14 protein-coding genes are annotated in these 26,774 nt (G+C 41.8%); 4 read left to right on the forward strand and 10 right to left on the reverse strand.

Translation table 11 applies throughout. The annotated features are described in order from the left end of the window. The first annotated feature begins 26 nt into the window (after positions 1-26). Positions 27-1,292: a DUF4995 domain-containing protein gene (locus Q1W14_RS11450; protein WP_300701573.1), complete on the forward strand. Its 1,266-nt coding sequence runs from the start codon at positions 27-29 to the stop codon at positions 1,290-1,292. An 84-nt stretch (positions 1,293-1,376) separates the two neighbouring features. Continuing rightward, positions 1,377-2,333 carry an ROK family protein gene (locus Q1W14_RS11455; protein ID WP_300701575.1) on the forward strand — a complete coding sequence of 319 codons (957 nt, stop codon included), beginning with the start codon at positions 1,377-1,379 and terminating at the stop codon, positions 2,331-2,333. A gap of 94 nt (positions 2,334-2,427) precedes the next feature. Here the strand turns inward: Q1W14_RS11455 and Q1W14_RS11460 are convergent, their stop codons facing one another. Both Q1W14_RS11460 and Q1W14_RS11465 read right to left on the reverse strand, forming a co-directional pair. After that, the gene (locus tag Q1W14_RS11460; RefSeq protein WP_300701577.1) at positions 2,428-3,876 is read right to left on the reverse strand and encodes a DUF3868 domain-containing protein; all 1,449 of its coding nucleotides are present in this window, start codon (positions 3,874-3,876) and stop codon (positions 2,428-2,430) included. A 28-nt stretch (positions 3,877-3,904) separates the two neighbouring features. Next, positions 3,905-4,495 (reverse strand): DUF3575 domain-containing protein, encoded by a 591-nt coding sequence (locus Q1W14_RS11465; protein ID WP_300701579.1) that lies wholly within the window; start codon positions 4,493-4,495, stop codon positions 3,905-3,907. Between the two features lie 294 nt (positions 4,496-4,789). On the opposite strand from Q1W14_RS11465, the gene Q1W14_RS11470 reads away from it, so the two are divergent. Then, on the forward strand, positions 4,790-5,992 hold the full coding sequence (locus tag Q1W14_RS11470; RefSeq protein ID WP_300701581.1) for a glycosyltransferase family 87 protein: 1,203 nt from the start codon (positions 4,790-4,792) through the stop codon (positions 5,990-5,992). 65 nt (positions 5,993-6,057) lie between these two features. Here the strand turns inward: Q1W14_RS11470 and Q1W14_RS11475 are convergent, their stop codons facing one another. The 3 genes from Q1W14_RS11475 to mutA all read right to left on the reverse strand — a co-directional run bounded on the left by Q1W14_RS11475 (position 6,058) and on the right by mutA (position 12,210). After that, positions 6,058-7,890: an ATP-binding protein gene (locus Q1W14_RS11475; RefSeq protein ID WP_300701583.1), complete on the reverse strand. Its 1,833-nt coding sequence runs from the start codon at positions 7,888-7,890 to the stop codon at positions 6,058-6,060. A gap of 272 nt (positions 7,891-8,162) precedes the next feature. Further along, positions 8,163-10,310: a methylmalonyl-CoA mutase gene (gene scpA, locus Q1W14_RS11480; protein ID WP_300701585.1), complete on the reverse strand. Its 2,148-nt coding sequence runs from the start codon at positions 10,308-10,310 to the stop codon at positions 8,163-8,165. A gap of 1 nt (position 10,311) precedes the next feature. Beyond that, positions 10,312-12,210: a methylmalonyl-CoA mutase small subunit gene (mutA, locus tag Q1W14_RS11485; RefSeq protein ID WP_300701587.1), complete on the reverse strand. Its 1,899-nt coding sequence runs from the start codon at positions 12,208-12,210 to the stop codon at positions 10,312-10,314. 236 nt (positions 12,211-12,446) lie between these two features. Between mutA and Q1W14_RS11490 the strand changes: the two genes are divergently transcribed. Beyond that, positions 12,447-14,111, forward strand: a complete 1,665-nt coding sequence (locus Q1W14_RS11490) for a putative transporter (protein ID WP_300701589.1) — start codon at positions 12,447-12,449, stop codon at positions 14,109-14,111. Between the two features lie 102 nt (positions 14,112-14,213). On the opposite strand, the gene Q1W14_RS11495 is transcribed toward Q1W14_RS11490, so the two are convergent. The 5 genes from Q1W14_RS11495 to Q1W14_RS11515 form a co-directional block, all read right to left on the reverse strand. Further along, positions 14,214-18,194 carry a hybrid sensor histidine kinase/response regulator transcription factor gene (locus tag Q1W14_RS11495; RefSeq protein WP_300701590.1) on the reverse strand — a complete coding sequence of 1,327 codons (3,981 nt, stop codon included), beginning with the start codon at positions 18,192-18,194 and terminating at the stop codon, positions 14,214-14,216. A gap of 125 nt (positions 18,195-18,319) precedes the next feature. Continuing rightward, positions 18,320-19,792 carry a hypothetical protein gene (locus Q1W14_RS11500; RefSeq protein ID WP_300701592.1) on the reverse strand — a complete coding sequence of 491 codons (1,473 nt, stop codon included), beginning with the start codon at positions 19,790-19,792 and terminating at the stop codon, positions 18,320-18,322. Then, positions 19,789-21,792: a hypothetical protein gene (locus Q1W14_RS11505; RefSeq protein ID WP_300701594.1), complete on the reverse strand. Its 2,004-nt coding sequence runs from the start codon at positions 21,790-21,792 to the stop codon at positions 19,789-19,791. Before Q1W14_RS11505 ends, Q1W14_RS11500 begins: the two co-directional genes overlap by 4 nt. Positions 21,793-21,886: 94 nt before the next feature. Beyond that, the gene (locus tag Q1W14_RS11510; RefSeq protein WP_300701595.1) at positions 21,887-23,554 is read right to left on the reverse strand and encodes a RagB/SusD family nutrient uptake outer membrane protein; all 1,668 of its coding nucleotides are present in this window, start codon (positions 23,552-23,554) and stop codon (positions 21,887-21,889) included. Between the two features lie 26 nt (positions 23,555-23,580). After that, positions 23,581-26,733 carry a TonB-dependent receptor gene (locus Q1W14_RS11515; protein ID WP_300701596.1) on the reverse strand — a complete coding sequence of 1,051 codons (3,153 nt, stop codon included), beginning with the start codon at positions 26,731-26,733 and terminating at the stop codon, positions 23,581-23,583. Positions 26,734-26,774 lie beyond the last annotated feature (41 nt).

The following is a 26,774-nucleotide window of genomic DNA, read 5'->3' on the forward strand; positions in this document are numbered from 1 at the left end:
TGAATATAAACTTTAATAATCAACTTATGATGAATATGAAAAAGAATACTATTCTCGTTGCTGCCCTCGCTTTAAGTCTGGCAGCTTGCAACAACACTCCCAAACAAGACGGATGGGTGGAGCATGCGCTCGACGTGGCTTCCTGCCAACTGAAATCAACAGCCGAGGAGCTGACCGGCACCAATCAGATACCCCGTTCCATGTATGCGGGTTATGACTTGAACTTCCTGGACAGCCAGTTGCAGCGTGAAGACAAGTCGTACATTGATTCTTTGCACCCTAACCCCTCCGCCCAAAAATTAAAGCAGAAATACCTTTGCGGCATAGAGGACTGGACCAGTGGATTCTTTCCCGGCAGCCTGTGGTACACGTATGAAATGACCGGCGATGAAGAACTGAAAGCCCGTGCCACGCAGTACACCAATCTATTGAATCCGGTACGCCGCCTCAAGAATACCCACGATGTAGGTTTCATGATAAATTGCAGTTACGGAAATGCGCTTCGCCTTTCCCCCAACGATACAATCAAAGCCGTTATACTGGAGACAGCCGACAACCTATGTTCACGCTTCAACCCCGAAATCGGATGTATCCGTTCATGGGATTTCGGAGAATGGAACTTCCCGGTTATCATCGACAATATGATGAACCTCGATTTGCTGTTCAACGCTTCAAAGTTGTCGGGCGACTCCAAATATTATGACGTAGCAGTGAAACATGCACAAACCACAATGAAGAATCACTTTCGTCCCGACTATACTTCCTATCATCTGGTAAGCTACAACAATGACGGAACAGTAGAAAAGAGACAGACGCATCAAGGCAAAAACGATGAATCGGCCTGGTCACGCGGACAAGCGTGGGGAGTGTACGGTTACACCTCCTGCTATCGTGAAACAAAGGACACTACTTTCCTGCAAGAAGCGGTGAACATAGCCGACATGATTATGAAACGTGTCAATAACGGCGATTGCATCCCCTACTGGGATTATGACGCTCCGGCAGGAGAGGCAACTCCCCGGGATGCTTCGGCGGCTGCCATCACAGCCTCAGCCATGTTAGAGCTCAGTACTTTAGCTCCAAACGGAAAGAAGTATTTCGACTATGCCGAAACAATTCTGAAGAATCTTTCAAGTGACAGCTATCTGGCAGTGAAAGGCGGCAACCAGGGATTTGTGCTAATGCATTCCACCGGCTCACTTCCCCACGGTTCAGAAATAGACGTACCGCTGAACTATGCGGACTACTATTATCTGGAAGCTTTACAGAGATATAAAAACTTAACAAAATAGGTTATAGATTGATTTCAAGGGTTAAATCCGTTACTGACGTGTAAAGCGGTGGTAGCGGATTTAAGTTTAATAAAAATGTACTTTATGACACAGAAACAATATGCCATTGGCATTGATTTAGGAGGAACATCTATTAAATACAGTCTACTCGACTCCAACGGCAATTTCCTGTATGAAGGGAAAGTACCTTCTTACGCTGAAACTTCGGCAGAAGCTGTAATCAGTCAATTGGTTCGAGTGATAGAAGAGACAAAGGGTTTTGCCGATAAACACGATTATCCTATCTTAGGAATTGGCATCGGTACACCCGGCATTATGGACGAAACAAATCGCATTGTACTTGGAGGTGCCGAAAACTTGAAAGGCTGGCAAAATCTTGCTCTCGCCGATATCCTTGAAAAAAGAACCGCTCTTCCTATTTCGCAGGATAACGACGCCAACCTTATGGGCTTAGGCGAACTCAACTATGGAGCCGGAAAAGGTTGTACAGACCTTCTTTTTCTCACCATAGGAACAGGGATAGGCGGTGCAATTGTTATCAACGGGAAGTTATTCAATGGCTTTGCCAACCGGGGCACTGAGTTAGGACACACTCCACTGATAGCTACCGGCGAACAGTGTGCATGCGGGGCAACAGGTTGTTTGGAACATTATGCGTCAACTGCCGCATTGATCAGGCGCTTCACCGCATCGACCGAAAAACAAGGATTAAAATTTGACGCAGAAATAAATGGAGAACTCATTGTCCGGTTGTATCATGAATCTTTCCCTATAGCGGTTGCTTGCATGAACGAACACTTTTCTTTTTTGGGAAGAGGAATAGCGGGATTTATAAATATCTTCAGTCCACAACGCGTTATCATTGGTGGTGGATTGTCCGAAGCCGGCGAATTTTACATTCAAAAGATAAAGGAGTCGGCCTTGGAATATGCGATAGATACATGCTCCGAAAATACTCAGATTATGAAGGCAGGCTTAGGAAATAAAGCCGGATGCGCAGGCGCCGCTTCATTGGTATTTCAAACTAAAGCGGCCTTATAATAACTTACCCTGAATTGTGTTGATTAATTAAAATGAACTTTAATTAATCAACACAACTCAGGGGAGACACTTCATGTGTAGAATAGGACCTTTATCAGTTAGGCTTCATATTCATAATCTGCTGCAATTGCGACAGATTCCGAATGGCAACCTTATTACCCATTTGGGCCGCTTGATTGAAGTTGGCAATGGCTTGCTGCACATTTCCATTCAGGAAATTGTAAACACCCATATTATTGATGTATTCAGCAGTCTGACGATTCGCCTTATTCATGAATTTTTCGGCATTACGCACGTCTTTACGACTCAATAATACAGCGGCTGCATTCAGATTAGCGACTTCATCATCCGGATACATGCGAACAGCAACATCGAATACATTGATAAAGTCATTACTGCCTGCCGGATAACTATTGGCCACCTGATACATTTCATTCAAACTCAGATACTTCGGATCGGTCAGAATGATGGAACGTCCTTGTGTTACGTCAAAGTTTACTACACTATAGTCTATTTTGCAGTTCACTTTACGAAGTCCCGGATAGATTTCTTTCAGCATCATACGATAGGGTACGCCACCTCCTACGCTCATAATCTCTTTCTTACGACGTACATCATCTGTAGTATTCTTAATGATGCTCAGGAAGGTTTCTTTCTCCTTCATAGATGAAGCTTCAAGAGCCTTTACAAGACCATCCCAATTTTCACCACCAAAGGTTACTTTATAAAGATTGGCAGGAACTTTTTCGTTAGTTGCCAAGTAATTCTTCAGAGCATCGGCACGCTTCTGAGAAAGTTGTTCGTTAAACTTCAGCGGACCTTCAGGTGAAGCAAAACCTTCAATACTAATTTGAGTTATGGTCAGATTACGGTCATTCTGGATTTTGTCGAACATATCATGAATGCTTGTCAGCTCTTTCTTGTTATTCATAAATTCGGGAAGAATAACAAACTTATTCACCGGGAAGTCCAAATGAGCTTCGTACTGGTCACTACGCATCTTCACCACTTCTACTTCGGGTTGAATAAAGGCAACTATCGGCATCATGGCAGCCAGACGCTTGGCTTCTGTAGAAACATCATTTGTTATTAGTTCCTGAGCAATCATTTCATTAGCATTACCGCAACCACAAAGATTCTCTACTAAATTGAAAGCGGCATTCGCCATCCACGGTTCGTAAGGAATGACTTGTGTATAAGTCAGCACTTCTCTCTTTTCGTAAGGAATGACAATTGCATCAGGAGCTTTTCTCTCAATGGCAAGCCCACGCATGTATGCTTTCTGACGACGACGACCATTAATAATAATATCCTGAAGAGCAACATTATGTTGACCATCTGTCAAAAGAGGAGTCAAAGTAAGCGAGCGTTGCGGACTGATAGTCAACTTCTGCATGTCAAGCTTCATGGTGACAGACAATGTATTACCTTGTTGCCACAAAGACACGTCGGACAAATTCAAGGTATTGTTCATAAGGCTCTGCGCTTTTACAGGAAGTATAGTGAGCAAAGCCAACAATATAAAATATAGATACTTTTTCATTCTTGTTTTGGGTTTAGGAAGGTTCTACTTACTTGATAACATATATGAAACTCAGTCCCACTTTGGTAGGTCCGAAATAATTCTTGGTATTATGACCGAGCTTCTCACCGCACTTACCACATTTATACTTGTCGTAATCAAGACGGGCATATCCTACGCCGATAGTGGCTTCCATACTCCAACGTCTACTCAATATCCACTGATAACCGTAAGAAATTCCACCACCATATACTTTACCGTCATAACGATAATCTCCCATTCCAAAAATGTCGAGATTGCTCACGTTCATTTCTCCATAATGACCATGTATTCCGAAGAAACTGCCATTGAAACGCTCGCAGAGCCAATAACGCAATTCGGGCTGAACAAGCCAGTGCTTTAGTTGGCGGTTGTCCGAGAACTTCCACGGATTATAATTACCCGATACATCCAGTGTCATTTTGGGAGCTAATGCTACTTCGAATCCCAAGTTAGGAGTGGTCGTAGCCCAATAAAGAGCATTCGTCTTTAGGGCGAACTTAGGCAGGTAAGTTTTGGTGCCCGGTTGATCTTGTGAATACACACATGTGGCAAAGACCAACAGGAAACCTGCCACTAAAAAGAGTTTAATTGTTTTCATTACTGTCTTGGCTTAGGTTTTAAAATGATACGGGATAAACGCCGGACCACCCATTTTTGTTTTGAACAACCAGATAATCATTTAAAAGAAATAAATCTATTAATTACAATTTATAATTTGATTCGTTTCAATATTACATAAAAATGTTCTTGAAAACATGATTGGAAGAACAGTGAATGGCTATCGCCAAGAAAAGATTAGATTCATTTATCAAGTATTTTAAGAGGAATACTATATCTTTGCACGATTTACAAATTTCATAAAGAAGATAGCAATATATAAATTAGAATGATTTTGAAATACAGAATAAAAACCACTATCCTCCAGAATACTAAACTATTGTTTATCCTTTGGACTGGTATCACTATAGCATGTTCTCTCTTTAGACTATCTAAAGGACGCTATAATAATTACCTGATTTTTAGTCAATCTTTTTGGCACACTCTAAATCAATCACCTTTATATAATTGGTATCCTGACGAATACGGTGACCAATTCCTTTATGGCATCCCCTTCAGTGCTTTAATTGCACCTTTTTCTTTATTACCTGTTGGAATAGGAATGATACTTTGGTGCTTGGGCAATTGCTATCTTCTATTTTGGGCCATCAAGTCACTTGAATTAGAGAAATGGAAATTTGCTATCATAATATTGTTATCTGCATACGACCTTTATGAGTCGGTTTATTTTCAGCAATATAACATTGGAATAGCAGCGCTAATCATTCTCACTTTCACACTAATTGAGAAGAAGAAAGACTTTTGGGCTGCTTTACCAATCATGCTAGGATTAATGACTAAAGTATATGGTATAGTAGGACTCGCCTTCTTTTTCTTTTCAAAGAAAAAACTACATTTACTTTGGGGAATGTTTTGTTGGGGAGCACTACTCTTTATTTTGCCGATGCTTTACTCTTCACCGCAATTTGTTATTGATTCTTACAAAGAATGGCTAGTAACATTAAGTTCTAAAAACGAACTAAATACTTTTTGCAGTTATACCAATATTTCATTACTTGGAATGATTCGGAAAACAACAGGTATTGCTAGTTATAGTGACTTATTGATTATTATTCCTGGACTGATTTTATTTATAGCACCCTATTTCCGCATCAATCAATATGACTACAAGGCATTCAGACTCTCTTTTTTATCTTCGGCACTTATATTTATGGTACTATTCAGTACCAGTACCGAGGTATGTGGATATATCACTGCTTTAGTAGCAATTGGCATTTGGTTTGTAAGTACCCCTACTCGCCATACAACTCCAAAGTTAAATGCTGTTTTGCTTGGTTTTTGCATACTATTAACCATCATATTGTCAAGTGAGTTCACTCATAAAAATATTCGTCTCAATTATATAGTGCCCTATTCTCTCAAGGCTCTTCCTTGCTTTTTAATCTGGCTAAAAATCATTTGGGAACAATTAACGCAAAATTACCAACAGAGTTATCCTCAGTCTTTGACTGAATCCCAAAAAACAGAAAACAATTGACATTATACTACCTTGCTATAATGCAGGCTGGGAACAAAACATTATTGACCGGTATCATGAACTTTTTAGCATTTATGCTCTACCGCATTTTGATTCTTCCGTATTCTAAACCAAAACCGAGATCCAGCCCCTTCTTCGGATTCAAGTCCCATCTCTCCGCCGAGTAGACTGACAATGGTTTGGCAGATAGAAAGCCCCAATCCGGTGCCCTCTACATAGTTATTCAACTTCGTAAAGCGGTCAAATATAACTGCCTGCTTATCAGGAGCAATACCAATACCGGTATCTTTTACATAAAACTCTACCAATTCGTCGTTATAAGAGAAATATCCTACTTCAATACTGCCTTTCGAAGTAAACTTAATCGCATTATTCACTAAATTAATGAGTACCTGCATCAGTCGGTTCACATCCGTACTAAGTGGCATTGAATCAACAGATGGATCCAAATATAGCTTTACTCCTGATCGGCACTTGTTAGCAAGCGAAACAACTACATTATTACATACCTTGTGGGCATCTGTTTTGCCAAAAGTAAACTCTAATACCCCGGCTTCTATTCGCGACAAATCCAGGATATCAGATAAAAGTTGCAATAATAAATCACTGTTTCGGCGGATAAGATCAACGTATTCTTCACGTTCTTCTTTCGTATCCACCTCATCAAGTACTCCTGAAAAACCGACAATCGCATTCAACGGTGTACGTATCTCATGACTCATATTTGCCACAAAGGCAGATTTAAGTCTATCCGATTCCTCAGCTTTATGAAGTGCCACAATCAATTCATCTTGTGTCTTCTTCAATTTATCGTTCGCTGCCTCAGACTCATTTACAGAGTTTAATAAGAGCCGTTGGGCTTGCTGTAATTTGAAATTGCTTCTTAGTGTATAATAATAAAAAAGCAAAATGACTAAAAAGACTGAGATTATAGCTACTATATAGTATTTATAGATTGACCAGAACGGTTCAGGAGCATTAAAAAAATCAACCTTCGCCGGAAGCTTGTTAGAATCCAAACCATAGTGTTGAAAGACTTTCCAGGCTATTTGGCATTGACTATCATAATATATCTCAGGTTTCAAATTTTCGGGCATCGCTCCATTTATAACAGCCAGTAACTGATCGGCAGTTTTATATCCCCAAAATGATGCATCATTATAATATCCCCCTACAAAGTTTTCTTTTTCCAGACCTATATCATTAGTAATAAAAATAGGAGTAGCTAATTTATTCTCCATACTACTATACAAATAATCCTTCGAGAATTCAAAACCATACTCACCGGTCAACCACGAAGTAAGCAATACGCCGGCAGTAGAAGGAATAGTAGGAAGCAGGGACAGTAATGAATCAGTATTAACAAACCGACCATCAATAGACTCAACAGGTATTTTCGGATAACTTCGTTCAGCCTCTTGTTGGAGCAACAAGTGAGTATAAACTCCATAAAAACGACTGTCCGTAATAAACACAAATCTATTTAAATCGGATATCAAGTTTTCCATTAACGACAAATAGCCCGGTACATTCATTTCCCGTATGACACCGGTTGCTCTATACTTCTTCATTAGTTCGATGGTAGGAGTAAAATCAGATAAATGAAGGCTGTCTCTTTTAGCAGCAAAGTCAGATATGGAAATAGAATGAGGTTTTACAGCACATAAAATCAAGGGAACATCTTTGAAGGCACTTACATCTGCATCTTGATACCCCATCCAAGCTTCATCGGAAACAAGAATAATAGCCAAAGGTGGCTTCTTTTTATAATTACTTAATAGCACACTCATCTTGTTGCCCCAGCTGTCCGAGTCTTCCAACATTTCCGATGAAAGAAATTCGCGGCTGAATTCAATGGAAGGATGCTTTTCTTTCAATTGCTTACCAATGGTATTCATAATTGTATTGCTCCATTGATAGTCAGTGCCATAAGAACTAACGACCAAAACCTTATTTCCATTTGAAAGAACCTCTAAATGAAATAGGGAGAAAAATAGAATTATCATGAAACAGCGCACCATATCAACCTTAATTGTTTGTCTAATTAGAAAGTGCACAAAGATAAAAAAAAGTATAGAATTAATACCTTTTGCAAAGGTTATATAAAACAAAAAGAGGTTTTGCTCTTTTGGCAAAACCTCTCTTTCTATATAAATAAAACTTATGCGGCTTATTCTTCGTCCATCAAGATTTCCAAAATCTGACCGGCAGCTTTGGCAACCGGAGTACCAGGACCAAAGATAGCAGCAACACCAGCTTTGTACAGGAAGTCATAGTCCTGTGCAGGGATTACACCACCGGCAATAACTACGATGTCCTCACGACCCAGTTTCTTGAGCTCTTCGATAATCTGCGGAACCAATGTTTTGTGTCCGGCAGCTAATGAAGAAACACCTACAACGTGAACGTCGTTTTCAACAGCTTCGCGGGCAGCTTCGGCCGGAGTCTGGAACAACGGTCCCATATCTACGTCGAAACCACAATCAGCATAACCTGTTGCAACTACCTTAGCACCACGGTCGTGACCGTCCTGTCCCATCTTGGCAACCATGATACGTGGTTGACGTCCTTCTTTCTTTGCAAACTTCTCGGCCAATTCACAAGCACGTTTGAAGTCGCTATCATTTTTACTTTCTGATGAATACACGCCTGATATAGTTCTGATTACAGCTTTATAACGTCCTACGATCTGTTCGCAAGCGTATGAGATTTCTCCCAAAGTGGCACGAACACGAGCAGCTTCTACTGCCAATTCCAACAAGTTTCCTTCCTTGGTTTCTACACACTTAGTGATAGCTTCCAAAGCTTTCTTAACAGCAGCTTCGTCACGACCTTCTTTCAAAGTCTTCAAGTTTTCAATCTGTTGTTTACGAACAGCCGTATTATCTACTTCCAGGATATCAATCGGATCTTCTTTCTCCAAACGATACTTGTTCACACCTACAATAGTCTGAGAACCACTATCAATACGAGCCTGTGTACGAGCAGCAGCTTCTTCGATACGCATCTTAGGAATACCGGTTTCGATAGCCTTAGCCATACCACCCAGTTTTTCTACTTCCTGAATCAACTCCCAAGCTTTGTGAGCCAACTCGTTAGTCAATGTTTCTACGTAGTAAGAACCACCCCATGGGTCAACATTCTTGCAGATATAAGTTTCTTCCTGAATATAAATCTGAGTATTACGTGCAATACGTGCGGAGAAATCGGTCGGCAATGCGATAGCCTCATCCAATGCATTGGTATGCAATGACTGAGTGTGACCCAGTGCAGCAGCCATAGCTTCAATACAAGTACGTCCTACGTTGTTGAACGGATCTTGTTCGGTCAATGACCAACCTGAAGTCTGAGAGTGGGTACGTAATGCCAGTGATTTCGGGTTTTTCGGGTTGAACTCTTTCACGATCTTTGCCCACAACATACGTGCAGCACGCATCTTGGCAATTTCCATGAAGTGATTGGTACCGATAGCCCAGAAGAAAGACAAACGAGGTGCAAATGCGTCGATGTCAATACCTGCGGCTGTTCCGGCACGGAGGTATTCGAGACCATCAGCCAACGTATATGCCAACTCAATATCTGCTGTAGCACCAGCTTCCTGCATGTGGTAACCGGAGATAGAAATAGAGTTGAACTTAGGCATCTTCTGAGAAGTGTATTCAAAAATATCAGAGATGATCTTCATTGAGAATGCAGGCGGATAAATATAAGTATTACGCACCATGAATTCTTTCAAGATATCGTTCTGGATAGTACCAGCCATCTCTTCGAGTTTAGCACCCTGCTCCAAACCTGCATTGATGTAGAATGCAAGAATAGGAAGTACCGCACCGTTCATAGTCATAGAAACAGACATCTTGCTCAAAGGAATACCATCGAACAAAACCTTCATATTTTCCAGTGAACAGATAGATACACCGGCCTTACCAACGTCACCTACTACACGTTCGTGATCAGGGTCGTAACCACGGTGAGTAGCCAAGTCGAAAGCTACAGACAGACCTTTTTGTCCGGCAGCCAGGTTACGACGGTAGAATGCATTTGATTCTTCGGCAGTAGAGAATCCGGCATACTGACGGATAGTCCAAGGACGAAGAGTATACATTACTGAGTATGGACCACGCAAATACGGAGGAAGACCGGCAGCGAAGCCAAGATGCTCCATTCCTTCGAGGTCCTCTTGTGTATAAACAGGCTTCACTTCAATGTGTTCCGGCGTTTTCCAATCAACGTGGATGCCGTTAGCCTTTTGCCACTCAGCGCCATCAACCGGCTGAAAAGCAGCATATATATCTAAGTTTTTAAAATCTTTTCTCATCTTACTTCAATAATTTAGCGTTGAACTCTTTCAATGTATCGAGTACATTGACACGGACGTGAATGAAATTCTCAATACCGGCAGCTTTCAAGTCGTCCATGCAAGCAGGAGCACCAGCTACGATAAACATAGCGCGACCGTTTACAGCTTTAAAGGCAGGAACAGCATATTCTACATATTCATCATCGCTGGAACAAAGTACCACGATGTCAGCCTTGGCAGCCATAGCAGCTTCTACACCTTCTTCTACAGTGGGGAAACCGAGATTATCAACCACCTCATATCCGGCACAAGCCAAGAAGTTGCATGAATACTGTGCACGTGCCTGACGCATAGCCAAGTTACCGATAGTCAGCATAAATGCTTTGGGGCGATGAGCGGCAGCTTCCGTCTGGAGACGCAATGCTTCAAACTGGCTGGCAGCACGATCAAAGTTCAATGTAGCCACGTCTTTTTCGCAAGTGTCATGACCACCGCAGCAGCAAGTAGCTTCAACCGGTTTCTTATCGCCGGCTATTTCATTGAAGTTAGGGAACTGGTTAGTACCCAGCAATACTTCGCGACGTTGAGCCATAGCTTTATGACGGGCACTATTGCTTTCGTTTACAGCAGCCTGTACTTTACCAGCCTTCACGGCAGCATAGAAGCCACCTTCTTCTTCAATAGCGAGGAATAATTCCCAAGCTTGCTTAGCAATAGATACTGTAAGATTTTCAATATAATAAGAACCGGCAGCCGGGTCAATTACTTTATCGAAATGAGATTCTTCTTTCAACAATAATTGTTGGTTACGAGCCAAACGTTCAGAGAAAGCATCAGGAGTAGTGTAAGTCTTGTCGAACGGAGTAACAGTCATTGAGTCAACACCGGCAAGAGCAGCACTCATAGCTTCAGTCTGCGTACGGAGCAAATTTACGTGTGCATCGTACAAAGTAAGGTTGAATGTAGAAGTCTCTGCATGGATTTTCATCTTGGCAGCGCAACGACATTCGCCTTTCGGACCTTTGTTATCGCAGTCGCGCAAGCATTCGGGGCTATAAGATGCCACGATATTAGCCCATAACATACGGGCAGCGCGGAACTTGGCAATTTCAAGGAAGTAATTGGAACTGATACCGAAGTTAAATTTAATCTTCTTGGCAACGAGAGCAGCAGGAAGTCCGGCTTCAATCAGTTGATTCATATATTCGTTACCCCAAGCCAATGCATAACCCAGTTCCTGAGAGATGTAAGCGCCGGCATTGTTCAATGTTAAAGCAGTAACATTCAGAACACGATACTTGGGCAGTGCAGCAGTAGCTTCGATCAAAGCTTTGGCAGTAGCTACCATGTCACCCTTTTCTTTGCCTTTGGCTAGCATCTTGTTGAAGTAATCATAACCGATAGATCCCTGGAGTTTTGTCAAGTCGTAGTCCTTCTTTTGGAAGTAAGCAACCAGAATTTCCGCCAACTCCACTACATGACCTTGGCAAGTAGAGAAGTTCAGTTCTACACATTCAGCACAAATGCCTTCGAGCAGAGTTTCAATATAAGCTGCATCAAGTTCTTTGGCTTTAACATGGAAAGAAAGTGAGTCAACACCTTTATTCAGAATATCCAATGCTTTTGCATTAGCTTCTTTAGGGCATTCTACTTTGATTTCCTGACGAACCAACCATTCGTTGTTGTCTTTCTTAGTACCTCTCAAGTAAGGGAACTCACCGGGAAGGGCATTGGTAGTGGCCAATCCTTCGAGGTCTTCCATGCGATAGAAAGGTTTCACCTTGAATCCTTCGTTTGTTTTCCAAACGAGTTTCTTCTCATAGTCAGCGCCTTTAAGGTCAGCTGTTACTTTGTCCATCCACTGTTCGGTTGTAGCGGGTGCAAAGCTTGAGAAGAGTTTTTCTTTACTGTCTGCCATAGTTTATTATAAAATTAGAATATGATGAATAATGTATTCACTTTGTCGTTAAGAGACTTGCAAATATACAGAATAACTTAAAACGAAAAGATTTTTTAGGGAAAAATTGCATGTATAAGTGACTTCGTGACAAACATACTATTTTTCTAGGGGTTTTCCTTTGCCACCTGACTACGATTGACTACTTTTGCACGAAAATTCTAAAAAATAAATAAAAAATCACACAAAAGGTAACTATGGATTGGTTAGAAGGTTTGTTATGGGACCCCGCTTCCGTAGCCCATATCGTTTGCTTGTATGCATTCGTCATTTCAGTGGGCGTGTTGTTGGGTAAGATTAAAATTTTTGGAATATCTTTAGGAGTAACATTTGTACTCTTTACTGGTATCCTAATGGGACATTTCGGTTTTACAGGTGAAACACACATTCTGCATTTCATCCGCGAATTCGGATTAATTCTCTTTGTTTTCTGTATTGGTCTGCAAGTTGGACCGTCGTTCTTTTCTTCATTCAAGAAAGGAGGAATGCGGCTGAATTTGTTGGCTGTTGGTATTGTAGTATTGAACATTGCTGTAGCGCTAGGTATTTACTTTATTGCTAACGGCCGGATTGAATTGCCGATGATGGTAGGTATTCTTTATGGTGCCGTCACCAATACTCCGGGTCTTGGTGCCGCACAAGAGGCATTGAATCAGCTCAGTTATTCGGGGCAACCTATTGCATTGGGATATGCTTGCGCTTATCCTTTGGGAGTTGTCGGTATCATTGGTTCCATTATTGCCATTCGTTATATTTTCCGAGTTAACTTTTCAAAAGAAGAGGAAGAACTCAAAAGTCAGGGAGGTGACATGAAGCATCAACCGCACATGCTCACGCTGGAAGTGCGCAATGAATCGATTGATGGAAAGAGACTTCTCCAAATAAAAGAGTTCTTAGGACGTTCATTTGTTTGCTCTCGCATCTGCCATGAAGGGCACGTAAGCATTCCAAACCACGAAACGGAATTTCACACTGGTGACCAGGTATTCATTGTTTGCTCCGAAGAAGATGCAGAAGCAGTTATAGCTTTCATCGGAAAAGAAGTTCAAGTAGACTGGGAAAAACAAGATATGCCAATGGTATCGCGTCGTATCTTGGTTACCAAACCGGAAATCAATGGTAAAAAACTTGGTGACATGCACTTCCGCAGTTTATTTGGAGTAAATGTTACGCGTGTCAACCGTTCTGGTATGGACTTGTTTGCCGATCCTAATTTGATATTGCAAGTAGGTGACCGTGTAATGGTGGTGGGTCAGCAAGATGCTATCGAACGTGTAACACACGTATTGGGAAATCAGTTGAAACGTCTTGATCATCCTAATATAGCAACTATCTTTATCGGTATATTCTTGGGTATCTTGATAGGTAGCCTTCCATTTGCATTCCCCGGCATGCCTACTCCGGTTAAGTTGGGTTTAGCTGGCGGACCGCTGGTAGTAGCAATTCTTATCGGTCGTTTCGGTCATAAATTAGGATTAGTAACTTATACCACAATGAGTGCTAATCTGATGTTGCGCGAAATAGGTATTGTTCTCTTCCTTGCCAGTGTTGGTATCGAGGCGGGTCAGCATTTCGTACAGACAGTAGTTGAGGGTGACGGACTATTATATGTAGGTTATGGTTTCCTTATTACAGTTATCCCACTATTGATTATCGGTGCTATTGCTCGCTTATATTATAAAGTGAATTACTTCACTCTGATGGGTTTGATTGCCGGTAGTAATACAGACCCTCCCGCATTGGCTTATGCCAATCAGGTTTCAGGCAATGACGCTCCATCAGTAGGTTACTCCACAGTTTATCCTTTGACTATGTTCCTCCGTATCCTTGCAGGGCAGATGATATTACTGACGATGATGTAGGAATAATAAATTAATCCTCAAATATAAAATTAAGGCGGATGACACGGATTTAAAGATTGCGATATAGCAAGTCAAAATCCACATCATCCGCCTTATTCATGTCTAAGAGCGTAATCTTTTCTTTAAGAATTCCGTTGGAGACACTCCAAATTGTATCTGGAAACATTTTGCAAAGTAAGATGGAGAGGAAAAACCTACTCTGAAACAGATATTGCTAATACAATTTTCACCACTTGCAAACAGTTCGGCGGCTTTTTTCAGACGAATTACCCGAATCATGTCATTAGGAGTCATGCCGGAGATACCTTTCACTTTGGCAAAGAAATTAGAGCGTCCCATGCATAGCTCCTGCGCTAACGTCTCGACTGTAAAATCGGGGTTCGTCATATTCTGTTCGATAATAGCGGACATACGTGCCAAAAACTCTTCGTCCATGCGTGAAGTAGCTACTGAGGCGATAGGCATGGATGGGGTATCCGAATAGTTTCTGCGCAAACGCTCCCTATTATCCAACAAACTGCGGACTTGTGCTTTCAATACCTCTGCCGAAAAAGGTTTCTCTACATAGATATCGGCTCCGGTTTCCAAACCTTCGATATGATCTTCCATCGCCACTTTGGCTGTCAATAATATAACGGGGATATGACTGGTAGTAAGGTTATTTTTTATTCTACCGCAAAACTCAAACCCATCCATGCCCGGCATCATGACGTCACTGATTATCAAATCGGCAGAATCATCTGCCAGTAACTGCAATGCCTCCTGCCCGTTTGATGCACAAATCACCTTATAGTCCTGGTTAAAAAGATCATGAAGGAATGATAGCAGATCTTGATTATCATCCACAATCAATAATGTATTGTTTTGCTTTAAAGGAAGAATCACTTCAGGAGACATCTCAGTTTCCTCAGGAATAACCTCATTTTGCTTCACCACTCCTACCTCTGCGGTAGTCGTAGCGAAAGTAACGATAAAGGCAGAACCACTTCCCACCTCACTTTCTAACCTTAGCTCCCCTTGCATCATTTCTACCAACTTCTTTACTAGCAACAAACCAATACCTGTTCCTATACAGTCGCTCGGTCTGTCTTCTTTCACTTGGTAGAAAGGTTTGAAAATTTCTTGCTGCTCCTTGATGTTGATACCACAACCATTGTCACTCACACTCAATTCAGCCCTTTGTTTTTCTACATCCAATTTCAGTGTAATTTCTATAAAGTCGGTAGTGAACTTCAAGGCATTGGATAAGAGATTACTTACTATTTTGGTAAATGCTTCAGGATCAATACTAACCAAACACTCCTCAGAAGGCATATCCAGGGATACACGTATATTTTTCAGCTCGGCAGCAAGCTTGAAACGTTTGTAAACATCTTCGAGCAGGCGGTTGATATTTGTCACCCGGCAGTGTATCTCCATTCCCCCTTCTTCCACCTTTCTGAAGTCCATTAACTGATTCACCAGTGTCAACAATCGCTTGCCGTTTCTTTCCACGACTTGCAGTTGCGGCAATGCTTCCTTCACGGTTCTGGTTGACTTCATGATATTGTCCAAAGGAGCAAGAATAAGTGTGAGCGGAGTACGGATTTCATGAACAATGTGGGTAAAGAAATCTATTTTAGAGTTATACAGTTCCTTGTCTTTCTGAGCAGCCATATAGGCGAGTTTCTTTTTGTGCTGGCGCCGCATGCGATAGAATGAGTAATAGATCAGCCCGATAAACAGAAGGAAATAGCCTGCTAAAGCCGGATATGAAAGCCACCAAGGTGGCAAAACCTTAATGGGCAACAGGATGCCTTCTTCATTCCAAACACCATCACCATTGGAAGCCATCACGCGGAAAACATAATTTCCGGGAGAAAGGTTAGTGTAAGTTACACGAGGCTCTCCGGTCAACTCAGTCCATTCTTTTTCAAAGCCTTCCAGTTTATATTTGTAGCGGTTCTTCTCGGCACCGGTATAGCTTAAAACGGCAAATTCCAGACTGAAAATAGAATGGGATTTATTCAATACCAGCTTGTCCGTATAAGTGATAGAGGCTGAAAGCGGAGAGCCTTCGGTTGAAGTATTCACATGCTTGTTAAATAGCAGGAAGTCTGTAAGTATCACTGTGGGCACCTCGTTGTTCTGTATCATTTCTGCCGGGCGAAAAGCATTGAAACCATTAATTCCCCCCACGTACATGGTTCCGTCATCCATTCTGATTCCGGCATTCGGTGAAAACTGGTTATCTTGCAATCCATCATATTTATTATAAACCTTCAAGGTACCTTGTTCAGGCTGAAACTTCAACAAACCTTTGCTGGTAGTGACCCAAAGATATTCATTATCCGGCAAGATCCGATGAATTACCCGGATAGAAAGATCAGAAAAGGGAATATTTTCAAAATTATCTGCTTCGTAATCGTAACGACATAAGCCTTTTCCATCCGTTCCCAACCACAAGCGCTGATTATAATCTACACTTAAAGTGAACACTTTGTCTGTGGGAAGTGAGCGGGCATCTCCCGCCACATGCCGGTAGTTTTTCCATTTTCCGGTCTTTCGATCATATCTGAATACTCCTTTGTTCGAAGAGCTTACCCAAAGGTAGCCTTTACGATCTTCTACGATGCAGGTGACATCAGCCGGATGAACTTCAAAGACACGCTCGAAATCATTGGTTTTCGGTTGGAAGCGGTTCAGTCCCAAAGTAGTGCCTATCCATATATCACCGTAACTATCTTTATACAAGGCATAAACACCCGAAGAGTAGAGAGAATTAAGAGATTCACTGGTATTGTAATTCCGGAATATCCCTGTTTTCAGATCAAGAATATCCAATCCTCCCATATACATACCTATATATAGATGATCATTATCTTGCAGAAGGGCATGAATATTTTGATAGGTAGGCGTATGGTTATCGCCCTTAGGTTTATAGGATAGATAGCGGTCTTCTTTTCGATCCCAATAAAAGAAGCCGGCATCATCGGTGCCTATCCATAGATTATCTTTCGGGTCCCGGGCGAAAGCACTGATTACTTTTCCATTGAGAGCAGTGTTTGTGGTATTATAATAAGTAAAATTACTGTTAGTAGGTGACATATAATTCACTCCACCAAAGTAAGTACCTACCCACAGACCATTTTCACGATCTATGAACAGATAATGGAGGTAGTTATCATTCAGTCCGCCATAATATCCATTCGATGATTTGGTTACTTTCCAGGTATTGTCCGACACTCTGTAGGCTATCATACCTTCATCGGAAGCTAACAACAAGATTCCCGGATGCCACTCCACGATACTGCGAATCTGTAGTAGAGTTTGGTTGCTCTCCGGTCTTATCTTTTGTTCAAATCGACCGGTTTTTCTATCCAGCAGAAATAGCCCTTGTCCGGCATTACCCACCCAAAGATTGGCGTGTGAATCTTCAAATAGAATCAGATTACGTCCGCATTTTTCACCCTGATAGCGTTTGAATTTGCCGGATGCCGGATTGTAAGAGCAGATACCATTATCTAATGTAGTAATCCATATCTCTCCACTTTTATCTTCCATGATATCCTTGATACGATCGGAAGGAAGCTGGTTGGGAGCAGTAAACTGACGCAGGATGCCACTTGTCAGATTATAGCAAAACACACCTTGTCCGACGGTGCCAACCCACATGTTTTTACGGCTATCCAGATAGACATCACTGGCGCACGACCGGATGCTGCTTCCTGCATGGGTCGATGTTTTAAAAGGTATAAATTCTTCTGTACGAAGATTCAGCAGGGCCAATCCGGCATCCGAAGCAATCCAAAGCCGTTGCTGGTTATCCTCTGCAATGGAATAGATAATATTTCCTAAAGAAAGATCTTCCGAATCATTTCGCCACACTTTAATGCGCTGTCCGTCGAAGCTATGCAAACCGTCAATGGTTCCAAACCACATTCTACCTTTGGAATCTTGAAAAATACTGTATACAGCATTGTTAGATAATCCTTCGTTGATGGTGTATTGCCTGAAATAGTGCGAAGATGATTTTACAAGCAAGGCTGGCCATAAAAGCAGGCAGAAGGTTAGGACATAGTGTCGGATAGGTGTAATATTCATAGCAGATTATGTTTTCCATCCAAAGATAGAGAATGGATAAAAAATAACAAAGAAAAAGGAAAGATACTTTGCAAGATATTTGTTTGGAAATGCATCACCTCCGTTTCAAAACGGAGGTAATAGATTTAGAGTTCTGCACTCCTGGTTTCATTAGCAAGTACTTCAATATCAACATAAGAAGTTTCGTTACCAAGTACATCAACGGATAAATTGGCTTTTTGCTCTTTGCCTTTAGATTTGATTGACGGATAGTTACCATCAAAAGCAGCTCGCCACACCACTGTTTTCCCTGTATGATTAGTAAATTGGCTTTTCTTACGTCCATCATGTTCTACAGTGATGTATCCTCCGAATACGGGAACATTACTCAACATCGCATGATCTGTCTGCTTAGGTAAGCGCGAGAAAGTAGTAATCCGCTTTTCTACGGCTGAGGGTTCTATACCCATTACTCCGCCTGCCACACCTTCTACAATGCCGAATGACACCTCCGGATATTCCGCACGGTTCATGCGAGGCAGACTGGTCAGTTTGTTATATGCTTCATAGTCATATCCGTAACGATATAGTAAAGTTGGGAAGTAAGAAAGAGTTTCTACATTCCATTCATGGTTCAGCAGATTATGCACAGTTGCCCGGATACGCTCGGCATCATCGGTCGCCTTGAACCAGATGACAAAAGATTCTCCTTCTCCCTTATAGAATTTCTTTTCTTCTGTCCAAAAGGTATGGTAAGAATTAAGATCATTGCTCCACCAACGCTCTTCCAACAGTTTACGGTACTGCGATGCAATAGCCATGTATTGCTGCGCTTTAGCTGAATTATTCTGTGCAGAAGCCATTTGGGCGGAAGCCTGATAACCGGCATAAAGCGTCGCTACTAAATCGGCACTGGTTGCCAGCCCTGCAAAGTTTTCTACGTAGGAAGCCAAACCACGGCAGGTATGGAAATTATTATGCGGATCGAAATTATCGGATATATTCATCAGTCGTGGACGGCTCATGATGCTATCCGGTTGCAACTTCCAGCGAACGATATACTCGTTCAGCGACTTATCGTAGAAGTTTGTGAAACAGGGATCGTGCAGATAAGTACTGTCCGCCGTCCATTGGTACATCTTCCAACACGCCTGGATAACATCGAAATTGGCATTCAGATTGTACCAGAACTCCTTGTCGTTGGTATAGTCGGCAGGAGCCGGACAATTGTAACGGTTGATTTCCCAATAGGTACACCAATCCTTACTCTCGGAGATGTTTTCAGCAAAACGCATCAGCATGTTCCGGTTATGATCGGTCAGTCCAAGCACTTGGGCACCCACCGACTGGTGGGAGACATCGCGCATACAGAAAGCCTCCCGCTGCGGCAGAGCTGCCTCGTACCAATATCCTACGGAATCGGTACCGTCATGGCTGTACCCCAAGGCAGTTTTCCGTGCCCATTCGTATGCATCTTCCAGTGCTTTATCGGTAGAGGTAAAGACTGCAATATCTGCTTGCGGGAGTTTGGCAACAGAAGGTTCCGGCTTCTTGGAAATACATCCCGATGCCAGCAGAGTAATCAGAAATAAATAAGTGATCGCTTTCATTGTTGTCATTTCAAAGTGATACTAACTGTTTCGCCTGTTTTTACTGTTTTAGTTTGTTTCTTACCATTAGAGGTGATGTAGACTTTTACACTTTGAGGACTCATGCGTACTACTTCTACATCAAAATCCGAACCAAAAGCGTGAATATTCTTCAGTTTCATCTCATTCCATTCTTCGGGCAACTGCGGTGTCAGACTAAAGGTCTTGAATCCGGTAGGACGAATACCGAAAAGTCCTTCTGTAATAATACGACCGTACAGTCCACTCTCGGCAGAAAGATGGCGTTGTCCGCCTTCGGGCCATGCCTCAATGGCGTATGGTACATGTTCGCCCAAGAGACGAGTGGCAGAATACCGATGCAGGAAGTCGGTTGCTTTCTTGGTTTCACCTACTGCATATACTCCTCTAAGAGCATAAAGTGTGGAGCGATCCCAGAAAGTTTCACTGCCGGCTTGTGTCAGCAGTCCGTTGTCAGTCCATAATCTGGGGGAAAACAATGCGTCGATGGTTGCATCGGCACGTTCGTCTATGCCTACAGTCAAAGGAATACATATCCAGGAGCGCAAGATGTCATTACCTTTATAATAGGCGTAAGTATCGAAACCTTCGACTTCTGCACCAAAGTAATTCTCAATGGCTTTGCGCAGTTCCGTTGCTTGCTTACGATATGTATTACTTACCGTTGCTTTTTCGCCCAATTCTTTAGCCAAATAGGCTGCCGAATTCAAAGCATCATAATAAAGAGAAGAAGTACACAGATTGGCTTCGCCCGACGGGAACCGATTCTCAAGTTCATCGGTATCCGAAGCTACTACACCTTCCGCATTCAGTTTTCGATGGCAATATTCCAAACACCAAGTGATAAGCGGCCATAATTGGCGGGCTTCTTCACGGCTGCCACGTGCCAATGCGTAACGGGACGCACCGTATGCAATCATAGCAGCATCTCCTCGGTCGCCTACTCCATTCCAGATATCAAGTCCTTCGGCAACGATAGAGCTGGGAATAGGTTTCCATTCATCGTTCATAAAGCGGGCAAAGTGCATGAAGGAATTCAACGCAGAAGCATTGCCATACTGATAGCCTGTGAAAGGAAAATAGGGATTGATGTATTCTGCCTGGTCGTTTGCCCAAATGGCAGCATAATAGGATTCTCCTCCCGGACCGTGCATAGGTCCGCCCTGGGTTTCGTAAATACTTTCGCAGGCACGTATCTTGGAGAAAGCAAACATGCGGTCGATTATCGGATCGGGAGTTTCGAGCACTAAGTTGTTCATCCACTGGTTTACAACAGCAGTTCTTTTCTGCATTTCTTTCTGTCCGTCTATTCTCAGTTCCGGCTGTCCTTCTTTGTAACCGACAATGTAAGCAGTGAAATGCAAAGTATCACCGGGTTGCACATAGAAACATCCGTCACGGTCAATGGAAGATTCGATGCGATATGTACCATTTACTCCAAATTTCGGATCAGTTAATGTTTCATTCTTGGTGGTCGGAATTTCCACCGAGAGTATTTTCCCACCAGTATTCACCAATGCATAGTTTTCAACCAAAGCAGGAAGGTCTGTTGATGGGAAGTATTGTCGCAACAACTTACATTTCCCATATCCACCCCAGTCGTAAGAGCTTTCTACTGTCAGTATCCCTTTCTGACGGATATTATCGACCTTTTCGTCCGTGAAAGCACGTCCATTTACCGTTATTACATCCAGCGGATTCCAGTCGTAACGCCGCATCAGACTGGCATGCGTGTTATTGGGGATAGTGCGCAGCAGGGGCCACACCATACTTTTATTCACGGTAAAAGCTCCATTATAGTCAATGCCGTAGCGCAGCACCACCGAAACTTGCTTACCACTCATTTCAAGATGGTCATAGTGGGGTGCATGTACTTCTGTTTTCCATTCAATTGCCCCGTCGGGCAGCATTTGCCAACGAGGTTGCTGGGCAACTATACCTAAAGAGTAGGAAACTGCCAATAGTAATGTCGCTAAAAGATTCTTTTTCATGTGATGCATAGTTCTTTTTTCTACAAATAAACTAAAACTTCGGGAACATTAAAACATGTTCCCGAAATTCTTACATATATACTAATACCTCTACCTATTGTTTACTGTATCCCGGGTTCTGTTCCAAATCAGGATTCTTCTGACGCTCATATTGTGGAATAGGCAGTAAATAATGATTTGGAGCTATAAACTTACGGTCAGGCTGTATGGTAAAGATATTGTATGACTTAGTACCATCGAGTTTTTTGATAATTTCAATAGCACGTCCCGGCACATTATCTGATTCTTCAGCAATTTTCCAGCGGCGTACATCAAAGAAGCGGTGTTCTTCAAACGCTAATTCAATCTTACGTTCATGCTGAATACGTTTCAGCAATGCTTCGCCACTTTCTGTAATATCGGGCAAAATATCTGCACGATTACCACGAGCGCGTTTGCGTATGTAGTTTACGTATTCGCGAGCCACATCCTCATGTTCCAAATGGTATTGGGCTTCGGCATAATTCAGATATATTTCTCCCAACCGGCAATATATCCATGGTTGGCTACCCCTATCGTACCATACATTCAAACTTTCATCCATAAACTTCCGTAGAGTATATCCAGTCTTAGTGGTATTCCACCAACCTTCTCCGAATTTACTGTCTTTTCCACCTGATACAATTTGAATATTACCATCTTTATCTTTCGTCTCACTTAAATAGAATCCTGCTGGACGATCACGAAACTGATATCCGTCAAGTACTACAGAAGCATACAAACGTGGGTCACGACCTTTCCACGGATCAGATGTAGCTGCTGCATATATATTGGGGTTCGGCATTGTACCGTCTTCCATTTCATAACTGTCCACCATATCTTGCAATACACACGTGGCAGAGTATCCACCTTTACCATATCCATTAGGGGAATTCTCTCCGTCAAACCAGTGACCGTGTTCTTTATCATATAGGCGGTGGAAAATAATTTCCGGGCTATACATATTCAAAAATAATCCACCGTAATCGGGATCTAAAGTATATCCCAAAGCCATTACAGCTTGGGCAGCATCAGATGCATCTTGCCACTTTTGCTTGTCATCGGATGTATTCCACAACGGACTCGCGGCATAAAGTAAAATACGTGCTTTCATGGCCAGTGCGGCTCCTTTAGTAACCCGCCCAAAGTCATCCCCGCTCCATTGCTTTGGAAGCAGGTCAGCTGCTTTTTGGAATTCTTTTTGTATAAAGTCCACGCACTCTTCATAAGTATTTCGTTTTACCATCATTTCCGGATCATCCAATGCAAAGGTTCTTGTAATCAAGGGTACACCACCAAACTTATTCACTAAGTCTAGATAATAGTAAGCACGAAAAAATGTCATTTCACCTATTAATATGTTGCGTGTCTCTTCAGGGATGAGATTTAATTTTTCTTCATTGCTGAAGAAGATATTGCAGTTCTTGATGTTCCAATAATAGTCGTTCCAAGTACTCAAGCCACCCATGTTATCGGGAGTCATACCACCATTATTGATAGTCCAAGAATCCTGCCAACTGAAGTTATTCATACTCTCGTCTGAAACAAAACGTAACGCCGCTTGTCCCCAACCTGTACGAGGTAATACATAGTTCTTCTTAACATAAGCCTCCGTTAATGCGGCATCGGAGAATATATTATCCTCTGTATACGAGTCCAATGGAGCAATGTCTAAAAAATCACAAGACGAAAGGCTACCTAACAACACAATTGCTACTAGTTTCTTTAGTTTATTATTTTTCATAACTTTTCTTTTTTAATGATGATAACTTAGAAGCTCAGGTTCAAACCGAACGTATAAGTACGTTGCTGCGGATAGTACTGGTTAGCGGAAGAAGCACTTGACTCCGGATCTTGCAACTTAATGTGATCAATAGTAAACAAATTATCTCCCGCCACATAAACTCTCACGTTTTGTATGCCGAGTTTAGAAGTCCATTTAGTTGGTAATGTATATGCTACTTGTACATTCTTCAAACGGATAAATGAGGCATTGTATAACCAAAAATCGGACCAGCGAATATTCATAGGATCATCTTTATTGAATGCTGCCGGATACTTGGCATTAGGTGTCAGTTCTTCAGAAATGAAACGATTATTATAAAAATCTACATCTTGGTTGAAGGAGTAAGGTACAATCATTTGAGTTGCTTTACCTTGTCCTGTCCATAACATACTGAATTCAATACCTTTCCAATCCAACCCAAAGTTAATACCGTATACAATTTCAGGTACATTACTGGTGTAGTCGCGTACTCTATCATTGTCGCTCATAACATCATCACCATCTACATTAACATATTTAATATCACCGGGTTTGGCTCCGGGGAAGTGTACTGAGTTTTCGATTTCATCCCAATTTTTATAAATACCATCAGTTTTAAACATTAACCATGAATCAATCTGATGACCGGTGCGTCGTTGCCATTCTGGTACATTGGCGGCTTCATCGAAAAAGATAATCTTGTTCTTCGTATATGTCATGTTGAATCCTATATTGTAATTGACACTACCTATTTTATTACGATGTGTCAATGCAAGTTCAAATCCCTGATTACTTACTTCTCCGATATTTTGATTAGGTAATGACAAACCTGTATATGACGGGATAGAAGCCTGTTTGGGAGTTAAGATGTCTTTGCGAATCTGGTAGAAATATTCACCACTAAATCCCAATAACCCATTCCATAGCGTACCTTCCAGACCGATATTCTTTGTGTCTACTTTTTCCCAAGTAATATCCGGATTACCAATACGACCAGGAGTAAATCCTTTACCCAATTGTGGATTATTTCCCAAGATAGCGCCATCACCCATATTATAGGTGCTCAAATATTGGAACTGATAATCTCGCCAATTCTTGGCAGTGCTTAAGTCATTACCTAGCTTACCCCATGAAGCACGCAATTTCAAGTCATTAACAAAAGGCAGGTTATCCTTAATGAAAGATTCCTCACCAATTCTCCAACCTATACTCAATCCCGGGAAAGTGCCCCAACGTTTATTGCTGGCAAAGTTCATAGAACCATCACGGCGTATAGTAAATTCAAACAAATAACGATCTTTATATGAATAATTGAAACGTCCGAACAAATTTTGGCGTGCAGAAACATAACCATTACCACCGTTTGTTTTGTCTTGTTCGCCACCGAAATCCAGATAATCCAATTTGTTACTCATAAAATAATTTCTCCAAGCCCAGAAACCTTCACCTTCAAATTTATTTTGTTCGTAAGCAACAAACGCACCAACATGATGATCACCGAAAGTACGGTCGTAATTAATACGGAAATGCAAAGTGGTAGAACTGTTTTTGTCTGACGATTGATTCAGATTAATAAAACCAGTATCCATATTGCTGGTATGCTTGATATACTCTTTATTTTCAGGATCATAATTATAAGTATCCCAAACATCCCAGAACCCCTTATTATTATTGAAACGCATATCGAAAGCTGCATAGCCCGCTAGAGAGAGCCCTTGTGTAATCCAAGGTAATTTCCATTCGAAATTTACTTTAGAATCAACAAAGAAATCATTGATACGGTTATAACCGATATCTTTGCCAGATGCCAAAATAGCAAGGTTGTTTCCACCTTGTAATCCTGGGCCCGGTAGGCCGTTAGGATAATAATCATAGAGGTATGGATAAGCCATCATTAACTCCCAAAACATTGTTCCAGTGGAGTACGGAGAATTATTACGTTGCTCGTTACGTCCCGAAGCTTCCAACCCTATACTAAAATTTTTACTTATCTGTGCTTCAATGTTGGCACGCATTTGTGCTGTTTGGAAGTTATAAACTGTATTTTTATAACCTGGCTCTTGATAACTATAGTCACCTGAAATATAATATTTCACGGCTTCATTTCCACCTTTTACAGACAAGGAATGGCGTGTTTGTGGAGCGAATGGACGGAACACGGCATCAATCCAATCAGTGTCTCCATACATATTCCGATCAATGGTTCCATCTAAATACCCTTTCTTAATATTGACAAAATCACCATAATTCTTCAAATTATTGTCGCCTGCTATTTCATTCTCTACATCAAGAACTGAACCATCAGGACGGCTAAGGTGATTTCTACGTTCATCGGCATAAGTCATATATTGATACGCATTCATCAAATTCGGGTTACGCGTATTTTGTGACATGCTGTAAGAACCATCATAGCTTATGGTCGGTTTACCGGATGTACCTTTTTTTGTAGTAATCAAAATAACACCGTTGGCAGCTTGCGCACCATAAATGGCAGCGGAAGCATCTTTCAATACAGATACTGATTCAATATCATTCGGGTTCATACGTTCCATGCCGCTGCGATTGGCAACACCGTCAATAACGATGAGTGGAGCAGTACTGTTCAATGTGCCCTTACCACGAATCAGGATATCCGACCAGTCGGCACCCGGTTCACCGGAACGATTACTTGCAATCACGCCCGGAAGGCGCCCGTTCAACATATTTGAAACGTTGGTTACACCAGAGAGTTTCAAGTCATCACCTTTCATGGCAGCCACAGAACCTGTTACCGAGGCTTTCTTCTGAGCGCCATAGCCCACAACCACTACTTCGTCCAGCAACTCAGCATCTTCTTTCATGGTCACATCAATTACCTTGCGACCGTTCACAGCAACTTCAACCGGTGTGTAACCAATAAAACTGATTATCAACGTACCCTTTGGGTTTACGTTATTAAGGGTATAGGCACCATCAATGTCGGTTATTATGCCGTTTGTTGTACCTTTTTCAAGTACATTGGCGCCTATCACCGGCTCACCAGTAGCGTCTTTTACCACACCCTTTACCACAAGCCCTTGTGCAAAGACCTGTAAAGAACAAAATAAGAGAATTAGAATGGCGAATAGACTTCTCCCGACGGAGTACAATCTATGCATTGCTTTTTCTGCATGTTTCATAAGTTAGATTCTTAATTTAAGTATAACATTAGGTTTATATG

The organism is Bacteroides sp. (assembly GCF_030151085.1).
Taxonomy (GTDB): domain Bacteria; phylum Bacteroidota; class Bacteroidia; order Bacteroidales; family Bacteroidaceae; genus Bacteroides.

What these genes read in the sequence shown, in the direction of transcription:
- Q1W14_RS11490 (WP_300701589.1), top strand. Translation starts at nt 12,447, where the DNA reads ATGGATTGGTTAGAAGGTTTGTTATGGGACCCCGCTTCCGTAGCCCAT.
- Q1W14_RS11460 (WP_300701577.1), bottom strand. Translation starts at nt 3,876, where the DNA reads ATGAAAAAGTATCTATATTTTATATTGTTGGCTTTGCTCACTATACTT.
- Q1W14_RS11505 (WP_300701594.1), bottom strand. Translation starts at nt 21,792, where the DNA reads ATGAAAAAGAATCTTTTAGCGACATTACTATTGGCAGTTTCCTACTCT.
- Q1W14_RS11495 (WP_300701590.1), bottom strand. Translation starts at nt 18,194, where the DNA reads ATGAATATTACACCTATCCGACACTATGTCCTAACCTTCTGCCTGCTT.
- mutA (WP_300701587.1), bottom strand. Translation starts at nt 12,210, where the DNA reads ATGGCAGACAGTAAAGAAAAACTCTTCTCAAGCTTTGCACCCGCTACA.
- Q1W14_RS11515 (WP_300701596.1), bottom strand. Translation starts at nt 26,733, where the DNA reads ATGAAACATGCAGAAAAAGCAATGCATAGATTGTACTCCGTCGGGAGA.
- Q1W14_RS11455 (WP_300701575.1), top strand. Translation starts at nt 1,377, where the DNA reads ATGACACAGAAACAATATGCCATTGGCATTGATTTAGGAGGAACATCT.
- Q1W14_RS11510 (WP_300701595.1), bottom strand. Translation starts at nt 23,554, where the DNA reads ATGAAAAATAATAAACTAAAGAAACTAGTAGCAATTGTGTTGTTAGGT.
- Q1W14_RS11450 (WP_300701573.1), top strand. Translation starts at nt 27, where the DNA reads ATGATGAATATGAAAAAGAATACTATTCTCGTTGCTGCCCTCGCTTTA.
- Q1W14_RS11465 (WP_300701579.1), bottom strand. Translation starts at nt 4,495, where the DNA reads ATGAAAACAATTAAACTCTTTTTAGTGGCAGGTTTCCTGTTGGTCTTT.
- Q1W14_RS11500 (WP_300701592.1), bottom strand. Translation starts at nt 19,792, where the DNA reads ATGACAACAATGAAAGCGATCACTTATTTATTTCTGATTACTCTGCTG.
- scpA (WP_300701585.1), bottom strand. Translation starts at nt 10,310, where the DNA reads ATGAGAAAAGATTTTAAAAACTTAGATATATATGCTGCTTTTCAGCCG.
- Q1W14_RS11475 (WP_300701583.1), bottom strand. Translation starts at nt 7,890, where the DNA reads ATGAATACCATTGGTAAGCAATTGAAAGAAAAGCATCCTTCCATTGAA.